Annotated in this window: 16 protein-coding genes and 2 pseudogenes; 16 read left to right on the top strand and 2 right to left on the bottom strand. The window is 51.2% G+C overall.

The window, feature by feature from the left end:
- Window positions 1-110 precede the first annotated feature (110 nt).
- The 5 genes and pseudogenes from ACJHW7_RS23455 to ACJHW7_RS23435 form a co-directional block, all read left to right on the top strand.
- Window positions 111-500 (top strand): annotated as a pseudogene (locus ACJHW7_RS23455) (hypothetical protein); the annotation flags it as partial.
- A 19-nt stretch (window positions 501-519) separates the two neighbouring features.
- Window positions 520-1,266: a conjugal transfer pilus acetylase TraX gene (gene traX, locus ACJHW7_RS23450; RefSeq protein WP_000205776.1), complete on the top strand. Its 747-nt coding sequence runs from the start codon at window positions 520-522 to the stop codon at window positions 1,264-1,266.
- Between the two features lie 54 nt (window positions 1,267-1,320).
- A complete protein-coding gene (locus ACJHW7_RS23445; RefSeq protein ID WP_000139310.1) occupies window positions 1,321-1,881 on the top strand; it encodes a fertility inhibition protein FinO in 561 nt (186 codons plus the stop codon).
- Between the two features lie 134 nt (window positions 1,882-2,015).
- Window positions 2,016-2,204 carry a hypothetical protein gene (locus ACJHW7_RS23440; RefSeq protein ID WP_001490801.1) on the top strand — a complete coding sequence of 63 codons (189 nt, stop codon included), beginning with the start codon at window positions 2,016-2,018 and terminating at the stop codon, window positions 2,202-2,204.
- A gap of 197 nt (window positions 2,205-2,401) precedes the next feature.
- Window positions 2,402-2,488, top strand: a pseudogene (locus ACJHW7_RS23435) (endonuclease); the annotation flags it as partial.
- Between the two features lie 180 nt (window positions 2,489-2,668).
- Here ACJHW7_RS23435 and ACJHW7_RS23430 read toward each other — a convergent pair.
- Window positions 2,669-2,980, bottom strand: a complete 312-nt coding sequence (locus ACJHW7_RS23430) for a hypothetical protein (RefSeq protein WP_000802277.1) — start codon at window positions 2,978-2,980, stop codon at window positions 2,669-2,671.
- A 343-nt stretch (window positions 2,981-3,323) separates the two neighbouring features.
- On the opposite strand from ACJHW7_RS23430, the gene ACJHW7_RS23425 reads away from it, so the two are divergent.
- Both ACJHW7_RS23425 and ACJHW7_RS23420 read left to right on the top strand, forming a co-directional pair.
- Window positions 3,324-3,530 carry a Hok/Gef family protein gene (locus ACJHW7_RS23425; protein WP_001362723.1) on the top strand — a complete coding sequence of 69 codons (207 nt, stop codon included), beginning with the start codon at window positions 3,324-3,326 and terminating at the stop codon, window positions 3,528-3,530.
- Window positions 3,531-3,813: 283 nt separating this feature from the next.
- Complete coding sequence (locus ACJHW7_RS23420) at window positions 3,814-4,071, top strand: replication regulatory protein RepA (protein ID WP_000083834.1); 258 nt, start codon at window positions 3,814-3,816, stop codon at window positions 4,069-4,071.
- A 21-nt stretch (window positions 4,072-4,092) separates the two neighbouring features.
- On the opposite strand, the gene ACJHW7_RS23415 is transcribed toward ACJHW7_RS23420, so the two are convergent.
- Complete coding sequence (locus ACJHW7_RS23415) at window positions 4,093-4,221, bottom strand: hypothetical protein (RefSeq protein ID WP_001345828.1); 129 nt, start codon at window positions 4,219-4,221, stop codon at window positions 4,093-4,095.
- An 83-nt stretch (window positions 4,222-4,304) separates the two neighbouring features.
- On the opposite strand from ACJHW7_RS23415, the gene tap reads away from it, so the two are divergent.
- The 9 genes from tap (at window position 4,305) to ACJHW7_RS23370 (ending at window position 9,295) form a co-directional block, all read left to right on the top strand.
- A complete protein-coding gene (gene tap, locus ACJHW7_RS23410) occupies window positions 4,305-4,379 on the top strand; it encodes a RepA leader peptide Tap (protein WP_001442103.1) in 75 nt (24 codons plus the stop codon).
- A complete protein-coding gene (locus ACJHW7_RS23405; RefSeq protein ID WP_001443034.1) occupies window positions 4,372-4,854 on the top strand; it encodes a hypothetical protein in 483 nt (160 codons plus the stop codon). The genes tap and ACJHW7_RS23405 overlap by 8 nt, the downstream gene beginning before the upstream one ends.
- Complete coding sequence (gene repA, locus ACJHW7_RS23400; RefSeq protein WP_000774301.1) at window positions 4,847-5,704, top strand: incFII family plasmid replication initiator RepA; 858 nt, start codon at window positions 4,847-4,849, stop codon at window positions 5,702-5,704. Before ACJHW7_RS23405 ends, repA begins: the two co-directional genes overlap by 8 nt.
- A gap of 700 nt (window positions 5,705-6,404) precedes the next feature.
- Complete coding sequence (locus tag ACJHW7_RS23395; RefSeq protein WP_012512742.1) at window positions 6,405-6,545, top strand: hypothetical protein; 141 nt, start codon at window positions 6,405-6,407, stop codon at window positions 6,543-6,545.
- Between the two features lie 72 nt (window positions 6,546-6,617).
- Complete coding sequence (gene yacA, locus ACJHW7_RS23390; RefSeq protein WP_000079928.1) at window positions 6,618-6,887, top strand: type II toxin-antitoxin system antitoxin YacA; 270 nt, start codon at window positions 6,618-6,620, stop codon at window positions 6,885-6,887.
- Window positions 6,887-7,165, top strand: a complete 279-nt coding sequence (yacB, locus tag ACJHW7_RS23385) for a type II toxin-antitoxin system toxin YacB (protein ID WP_001384452.1) — start codon at window positions 6,887-6,889, stop codon at window positions 7,163-7,165. The genes yacA and yacB overlap by 1 nt, the downstream gene beginning before the upstream one ends.
- Window positions 7,166-7,210: 45 nt before the next feature.
- On the top strand, window positions 7,211-8,059 hold the full coding sequence (locus tag ACJHW7_RS23380) for a 3'-5' exonuclease (RefSeq protein WP_020219167.1): 849 nt from the start codon (window positions 7,211-7,213) through the stop codon (window positions 8,057-8,059).
- Window positions 8,060-8,175: 116 nt separating this feature from the next.
- Complete coding sequence (locus tag ACJHW7_RS23375) at window positions 8,176-8,658, top strand: hypothetical protein (protein WP_032182006.1); 483 nt, start codon at window positions 8,176-8,178, stop codon at window positions 8,656-8,658.
- A 289-nt stretch (window positions 8,659-8,947) separates the two neighbouring features.
- On the top strand, window positions 8,948-9,295 hold the full coding sequence (locus ACJHW7_RS23370; RefSeq protein WP_000142441.1) for a DUF6404 family protein: 348 nt from the start codon (window positions 8,948-8,950) through the stop codon (window positions 9,293-9,295).
- The last annotated feature ends 1 nt before the right edge of the window (window position 9,296 follow it).

Below are 9,296 nucleotides of genomic sequence, written 5' to 3'. Positions count from 1 at the left end.
CCACAGAATGATGTCACGCTGAAAATGCCGGCCTTTGAATGGGTTCATGTGCAGCTCCATCAGCAAAAGGGGATGATAAGTTTATCACCACCGACTATTTGCAACAGTGCCTCCCGGACAACAGTGTCCAGCCGGGAGCCGGAAATGGCGAACCGGTCACGGCAGAGGTGCTGGCACAGCGGCAGGCTGAAGAGGCCATCCGTCGTGAAACGGAACGCCGCGCAGATGAAATTGTCCGTAAAATGGCAGAGAACAAACCTGACCTGCCGGATGGCAAAACAGAGCAGGCTGTCAGGGAGATTGCCGGGCAGGAGCGTGACCGGGCTGCCATAACTGAACGGGAAGCCGCGCTGCCGGAGGGTGTACTGCGTGAACCTCAACGGGTGCGGGAAGCTGTCAGGGAAATTGCCCGGGAAAATCTGCTGCAGGAGCGACTTCAGCAGATGGAGCGGGATATGGTCCGCGACCTGCAGAAAGAGAAAACCCTGGGTGGAGACTGATACAGGAAGACAAACGCTGATGACAACGGATAACACGAACACGACACGTAACGATTCACTGGTTGCCCGGACCGATACCTGGTTGCAGTCGTTGCTGGTCTGGTCACCCGGACAGCGGGATATCATCAAAACGGTGGCACTGGTGCTGATGGTTCTGGACCATGCAAACCGTATTCTGCATCTGGACCAGTCGTGGATGTTTCTGGCCGGGCGCGGGGCCTTTCCGCTGTTTGCCCTGGTGTGGGGGCTGAATCTGTCCCGTCATGCGCATATCCGGCAACTGGCCATTAACCGGCTGTGGGGATGGGCAGTTTTTTCCCAGTTCTGGTATTACTTTGCCGGCTTTCCCTGGTATGAGGGGAATATCCTGTTTGCCTTTGCAGTGGCGGCACAGGTGCTGACATGGTGTGAAACGCGCAGTGGGTGGCGTACTGCAGCGGCCATTCTCATGATGGCACTGTGGGGGCCTTTGTCCGGCACCAGTTACGGCATTGCCGGGCTGCTGATGCTGGCTGTCAGCCACCGGCTGTACCGGGCGGAAGACAGAATGGAACGTCTGGTGCTTGTCGCTTGCCTGCTGGCCGTGATTCCGGCGCTTAACCTTGCCACCAGTGATGCGGCGGCTGTAGCCGGCCTTGTGATGACGGTGCTGACCGTTGGTCTGGTGTCGTGTGCAGGGAAATTATTATCCCGTTTCTGGCCCGGAGACTTTTTCCCGACGTTCTATGCCTGTCATCTGGCTGTGCTGGGCGTTCTGGCGCTGTGACGGGTGTGGTATCTTTGGCCGCAAGAGGATGATTCGTCAGAGGCAGAACACAGCATGACAGAGCAGAAGCGACCGGTACTGACACTGAAGCGGAAGACAGAAGGGGAGACGCTTGTCCGCAGCCGGAAAACCATCATCAATGTCACCACGCCACCAAAGTGGAAGGTGAAAAAGCAGAAGCTGGCCGAGAAAGCCGCCCGGGAAGCAGAGCTGGCGGCAAAAAAAGCGCAGGCCAGACAGGCGCTGTCCATTTATCTGAATCTGCCCACGCTGGATGATGCCGTGAACACCCTGAAGCCCTGGTGGCCGGGATTATTTGACGGTGACACGCCCCGGCTTCTGGCCTGCGGTATCCGGGACGTGTTACTGGAAGACGTGGCGCAGCGGAATATCCCGCTCTCGCATAAAAAACTGCGCAGGGCGCTGAAGGCCATCACCCGTTCAGAAAGCTATCTGTGTGCCATGAAAGCCGGTGCCTGCCGGTATGACACGGAAGGGTATGTGACGGAGCATATTTCTCAGGAGGAGGAAGCGTATGCGGCAGAGCGTCTGGATAAAATCCGCCGCCAGAACCGGATAAAGGCAGAACTTCAGGCCGTGCTTGATGAGAAATAAAAAAAAGCCTCCATCAGAGAGAGGAGGCAGGGAAATAAGGCTTAAAAGGAAATAACTTCCGTACCCGAAAGGAAGCCAGTCCACTGAATTATTTACCACAATAATACTGACGACTAAAAGGGAGGGGCAGAAAAATGAATGGATTCAGAAACAGTTCACGGAACGGTCAGGTCTGGCGCTGGCAGCGTGCCGGAAGCCGGGCCGTTATTCTGGAGATCAGTGGACGCTGGATGGAAGCGGCAGAAGCATGGCGACGGGCTGCCGGGGAAAGGTGTAACGAAAAAAGCAGCCTTCATTACTCCAGGAGTCAGAAGGCTGAATAATGCATGAGATTTACTTTTTTAATCTCCGGTCGGGTAGTATGACCGGACAATTCTGAGTAGCACAGAGTTTTTTTTCGTATTAAGTCGTGATTTTATATTTTGTGATTTATTTCACAAAATAAGGTGTTATTCAATGTGTGCTGCAATATTCAGGATGCCTGAAATACAGGTGCCATTTATTTGATATGGAGAATAACATGAGGGAATATATTCCACTGGTATTATTTATCTTTTCATAGCCGGTATTGTCTGCAGATATTTATGGGCAGGTTGTTCGTGTACTGGGCCAGCAGGAAAGTCTGTGCAGAAACTTACGGTTTGAATAAGTTGAACCCCATAAGACTCTGATTAATATAATTTGTGGCACACAGATACTTGCGGGAAAAGTGTTTCGCACTGAATCTTAACTGGAAATGTAAACTATTTTTAACACCCCCAAAATCCTTTTGGGGAACAACTCATGCTTACAATTTCTGCCCCATACATTTTCTCCAGGCACTCCCCTCATTACCATTGTCGAGGAACGTAGAGGTTGCATATGGAATGCCTCTGATTTTTGTTGATGTGAATGGGCCATCAGACGTCGAAGTTGTACGGAGTTTTGATGTTAGTACGTATTTACCACTTATGCCTTTCTCTGCCAGAGCTCTTGATTTTATGATAACTAAATCTGCACATTTCTCTGCGGCTACATATTGCGGGTCTTTTTCAACCTTTCCAGCACATGCAGTTATCGTTAAAACGGTAGCGGCGGCTAACAACTTACCTGGTTTCATCTTCATACCTTATTGGGTGTATTAAAAACAGTAGGCTGCCAAAGTCTTAAACAAGTTTCAATTCTCCATGACTGCTCAACATCAGACAGAGGGAATTCCCATTCTGGACCAGCGGGAGCATACGAACAATAATTTACGGTTTCGCGCTATAGCTGGCTCAAGTTAGGTTGGACCCTGAATCTCCAGACAACCAATATCTGATCGCGCCAGTGGTGGCAGTTATTAAGCAACAGGGAATGTGGTATTATCGCGGCGGGTGTCTGAGCCTTTCTGGTTCAGGCAAGACGCAGGTACCAGAAATGCGAAGACCCCACTTGTTAATCCATTAACTCGTGAGGTCTGCATGAAGTACCTTAACACTACTGATTGTAGCCTCTTCCTTGCAGAGAGGTCAAAGTTTATGACGAAATATGCCCTTATCGGGTTGCTCGCCGTGTGCGCTACGGTGTTGTGTTTTTCACTGATATTCAGGGAACGGTTATGTGAGCTGAATATTCACAGGGGAAATACAGTGGTGCAGGTAACTCTGGCCTACGAAGCACGGAAGTAAGCTGCCGGGCGGGGACGGAAGTCCCCGCTTTCCGGAAGTGTGAGGTATTTCAGGGGCAGACACCCGACATGCCAGAAACAGCCGGTCCCGCCCGGGGCCGGCACCCAGGTTCAGGCATTTCCTGCTTTTCAGTCATTTCATTATCAAAATCACATTAAACGGTCGTAATCAGACATGATTTGTGCGCCAACACAGATCATTGTCACAATTCTCAAGTCGCTGATTTCAAAAAACTGTAGTATCCTCTGCGAAACGATCCCTGTTTAAATATTGAGGGGGCGAGATGTCGCAGACAGAAAATGCAGTGACTTCCTCATCAGGTAACAAGCGTGCATACCGGAAAGGTAACCCTGTTCCGGCCAGAGAGAGGCAAAGGGCTTCTCTAGCTCGCAGAAGCAACACTCATAAGGCTTTTCATGCGGTTATCCAGGCCCGGTTAAAAGACAGGCTGAGTGAACTGGCAGATGAGGAAGGTATTACCCAGGCGCAGATGCTTGAAAAACTGATTGAATCAGAGCTGAAACGCAGAGCGACTTTGTAAATATTCACATTCTTGCTTATCTCAGGCGTGAGTGATAGATTGCTGATCGTTTAAGGAATTTTGTGGCTGGCCACGCCATAAGGTGGCAGGGAACTGGTTCTGATGTGGATTTACAGGAGCCAGAAAAGCAAAAACCCCGATAATCTTCATCTAGTTTGGCGACGAGGAGAAGATTACCGGGATCCACTTAAACCGTATAGCCAACAATTCAGCTATGCGGGGAGTATAGTTATATGCCCGGAAAAGTTCAAGACTTCTTTCTGTGCTCACTCCTTCTGTGCATTGTAAGTGCAGGATGGTGTGGCTAATCATGAAACACATTCAGTAATAGCGGGTGGGATTGAATCAGATCTTCACATTGATTCCAGCAAGTATCCTCACCCGTTTTGCAGCCTTCTCCAGAAAAGGGCTCATTTTGACTCCTTCAAGCATCTGATCTTCATCAGAGGTTTGCTTGTAATAGCGCATGGCAAACGTAAAAATAAAATCAGCGCGTCGATGGTTAGTTTTTATGTTTCCCTCGTACAAGTAATGTGCGCACACTACATCCCTGATACGAACAAAGTTAACTTATCTGTTAAAGAGCTTTCAGTTTGTAGTGGAGGTTCATACACTCGTGTTTGGAGAGCCCTCAAAACTCTTGATAATGATCTTCATCTCATCGCTTTTGATGGAGGAACCATCTGGTTCAGACCAGATATGTTCGAAACTTTACGTGTCGGCCCAGACGAGCTAGTTGCCGCCCGTAGGAGGGGGAATAGTGTTGGAGGGGGACATGGCTGATCTCCTTCAAAAATACTATTCACAGGTTAAAAACCCGAATCCGGTGTTCACACCCCGTGAAGGTGCCGGAACGCTGAAGTTCTGCGAAAAACTGATGGAAAAGGCGGTGGGCTTCACCTCCCGTTTTGATTTCGCCATTCATGTGGCACATGCTCGTTCGAAGGGACTGCGTCGGCGCATGCCACCGGTACTGCGTCGCCGGGCTATTGATGCGCTGCTGCAGGGGCTGTGTTTTCACTATGACCCGCTGGCCAACCGCGTCCAGTGCTCCATCACTACGCTGGCCATTGAGTGCGGACTGGCGACGGAGTCTGCTGCCGGAAAACTCTCCATCACCCGGGCCACCCGAGCCTTGACGTTCCTTGCAGAGCTGGGACTGATTACCTACCAGACGGAATATGATCCGCTTATCGGGTGCTACATTCCGACCGATATCACGTTCACACCGGCGCTATTTGCCGCCCTTGATGTGTCTGAGGATGCAGTGGTTGCTGCGCGCCGCAGTCGTGTTGAATGGGAAAACAGACAGCGCAAAAAGCAGGGACTGGATACCCTGGGTATGGATGAACTGATAGCGAAAGCCTGGCGTTTTGTGCGTGAGCGTTTCCGCAGTTACCAGACAGAGCTTAAGTCCCGTGGAATAAAGCGTGCCCGTGCGCGTCGTGATGCGAACAGGGAACGTCAGGATATCGTCACCCTGGTGAAACGGCAGCTGACGCGTGAAATCTCGGAAGGGCGCTTCACTGCCAATCGTGAGGCGGTAAAACGCGAAGTGGAGCGTCGTGTGAAAGATCGCATGATTCTGTCACGTAACCGTAATTACAGCCGGCTGGCCACAGCTTCCCCCTGAAAGTGACCTCCTCTGAATAATCCGGCCCGCACCGGAGGCATCTGCACGCCTGAAGCCTGTCGGCGAACAAAAAAACAGCACCGCATACAAAAAACAACCTCATCATCCACCTTCAGGTGCATCCGGTCCCTCCTGTTTTTGATACAAAACACGCCTCACAGACGAGGAATTTTGCTTATCCACATTTAACTGCAAGGGACTTCCCCATAAGGTTACAACCGTTCATGTCATAAAGCGCCATCCGCCAGCCTTACAGGGTGCAATGTATCTTTTAAACACCTGTTTATATCTCCTTTAAACTACTTAATTACATTCATTTAAAAAGAAAACCTGTTCACTGCCTGTCCTGTGGACAGACAGATATGCACCTCCCACCGCAAGCGTCGGGCCCCAACCGGAGCCATTTTAGTTACAACACTCAAATACAACCACCAGGAAAACCCCGGTCCCGCGCAGAACTGAAACCACAAAGCCCCTCCCTCATAACTGAAAAGCGGCCCCGCCCCGGCCCTTCGGGCCGGAACAGAGTCGCTTTTAATTATGAATGTTGTAACTACATTATCATTGCTGTCAGTCTTCTGGCTGGAAGTTCTCAGTACACGCTCGTAAGCGGCCCTGACGGCCCGCTAACGCGGAGATACGCCCCGACTTCGGGTAAACCCTCGTCGGGACCACTCCGACCGCGCACAGAAGCTCTCTCATGGCTGAAAGCGGGTATGGTCTGGCAGGGCTGGGGATGGGTAAGGTGAAATCTATCAGTCCGTACCGGCTTACGCCGGGCTTCGGCGGTTTTACTCCTGTGTCATATGCAACAACAGAGTGCCGCCTTCCATGCCGCTGACGCGGCATATCCTGGTGACGATATCTGAATCGTTATATACTGTGTATATACGTAGTAATGACGAGGTGATAAATGGCACAGGTTAATATGAGTTTAAGAATCGACGCTGAACTGAAGGATGCTTTTATGGCCGCTGCAAAAAGCATGGACCGTAATGGCTCCCAGTTAATCCGGGATTTTATGCGCCAGACCGTTGAACGGCAGCATAATACCTGGTTCCGTGACCAGGTTGCGGCAGGACGTCAGCAACTCGAGCACGGCGATGTGCTTCCCCATGACATGGTCGAATCCTCTGCTGCAGCATGGCGGGATGAAATGAGCAGGAAGGTTGCCGGTAAATGATGGAGATATTCTGGACCATGCTGGCCAGCCAGGACAGGAAGCGCATTCGTGAGTACATTGCGGAGCAGAACCTGATGGCTGCCATTGAACTGGACGAACGGATTGGTTATTCAGCCAGCAGCCTGGCCGGGCAGCCGTATAAAGGCCGCAACGGTCGTGTGGAAGGTACCCGGGAACTGGTTATTCACCCGCATTTTGTTCTGGTTTATGAGGTCGACAGCCAGTGGGGAAAAGTGTATATCCTGCGAGTATTGCATACTGCACAGAAGTGGCCATAGAGGGGCTGTCCGGATATAAAAACGTCTGACGGAGATGCAAGAACCATGAATAATGATGAGCTGGTCACCAGACGTGCGCAGGCGATTGCCGAAGACAGGTGTTTCTCGAAAGGACGTCTGCGCGATGAATTCAGAATGAAGCCAGCCCCCGGTGCTGAGCCGGTTAAGTGGTATAAAAATAGTTATGGTGGCAGGTTCGCTGTATACCGAATTGCAGACTGTGTTCCGATGCGTGAGAAACGCCCTCTGACGAGTAAACAACAGCTGGCTGGCCAGCGGCTTTCCGTTTTATCCCGACTAAACAGCACCAGTGGCCGGATGGCACGGCAGGCATATGACTGGCTGAGTCTGGCACCACTCTTTCTGGATACTGAAACGACAGGACTGGATAATACCGCGGAAGCCCTGGAAATCGGCCTGACCGATGCGGCCGGTCAGGTGGTATTTGAAACCAGGCTGAAGCCCACGGTCGCCATCGGGGCGCAGGCCGCCGCCGTGCATGGTATCAGTGAGCAGGCTCTCTGCGGCGCACCATCATGGACAGATGTGGCGCGGCAACTGCGTCATGCTATCGGGGGCCGACCAGTAATTATCTTTAATGCCCGGTTCGACATCCGCATTCTGAAACAGACTGCTGCCGCACATAGCGATCCGGCTGACTGGCTGGAAGAAATGACGGTATATTGTGCGATGGAGCTGGCAGCAGGATATTATGGGGCCACCAACCGCTATGGCACGATTTCACTGGCCAGTGCTGCCAGCCAGGCCGGACTGACCTGGGAAGGGCTGGCACACTCAGCGATCGCCGACGCACGGATGACGGCAGGGGTGGTAAACGCTATTGCTGCATATCATCTGGAACTGCTGCAGGAACAGGCACGGCTGGAAATCTGACCGCCTGGCCTGTATACCGCAATCATTTACGTTATCCGGACGTAAATCCGCCGCTTGTTGCTGTCAGCATGTTAATGCTAATGTATGCGTACATTAGCATTAATGAGGGATGATATGTGAGAGACAAAACCAGGGAGGCCATGCGGCTTTTTTTAGGCGGCAGGTGCTACACGGCTGAAAAACTTGAAAAGGATTATCTGGCTGAAGTGGCTAATTACAGTAACGACCGCTGGGAAGCACCGCAACGTGCCGCACGCCTGGCTGCCAGCGTAAAGCGTTACAAGACATCAGAAATGCTGCGCTTTATTTTTGCTACCATTGCCTACGATCCCGATCCAGATTTAACCCCGCTGACTGTGAGACGTTTGTGCAAGGCATTGTTCGGCAGAACCGGAAGCCAGTGGCTGGTTGTTGAAGTTTTTGGGGAGAAGGGGCGTCAGCACCGCAGCGCGGACAGCAATCCGGAGATGGTGGAAAAAATGGCTGCCAGATATCGTCATGCCGCCGAACTACACTGGTCCGCAACGCTGGCAGAAATTGAACGGGTAAAGCGGCTTTATCAGACGAAAATTAAGAAATCCAAAAAAGAAGTGGGTTGACTGCCATTGTTATTCTTTTTCTTCATCATTAATGCTAATGTATGCATACATTAGCATTAATGTATGGTGCGTTAAACGTACAATAATTTCGAATATCCAAACTGATCTCATACACGCTTGTAAGCGGCCCTCACGGCCCGCTTACGCGGATTAAAATTTATCAGCCAGCCTCCTGTTCTCCCTTTCTTTTGTCAGTGTACCGGTGCATGACAACATAATCACAGCATGATAATAATAATCAATAACAATAAGCTGTGTCACGTTTACATCATGGAACGGAGGTGTTCCTGTGACCTTTGAGCAGAAAAAAGCCCGGGCCATTGCCCTGATGGACAGCAAAAAGATGTGGCGGAGCAATTATGCCCCTCCTCTTCTGCGTATTCTCTGGAGGCTGGGTATCCGGCTTCCGCCATTACCCTTTATGCCGTTCTGGCAGGTCACGCTGTTGATGGGGAGCTTATGGGGCATTTCCTGGGGATGTGCAATGTGGTTTATCTACTGGGGGCCGTCAGGAATGGTGGCAGGTGAGGCCATTATTATAAGTATCACGGGTGGTTTTTTGTTCGGACTGCTCATGGCCTCTTTCCACTGGTGGCGCAGGAAAGTTAACCGGCTGCCATCATGGGATGACGTGTAAA

The organism is Escherichia sp. WS1152, assembly GCF_046487665.1.
GTDB classification, from domain to species: Bacteria; Pseudomonadota; Gammaproteobacteria; order Enterobacterales; family Enterobacteriaceae; genus Escherichia; species Escherichia coli.
The sequence above is the reverse complement of the archived record's forward strand: the minus strand, read 5'-3'. Positions and strand labels throughout refer to the sequence as shown.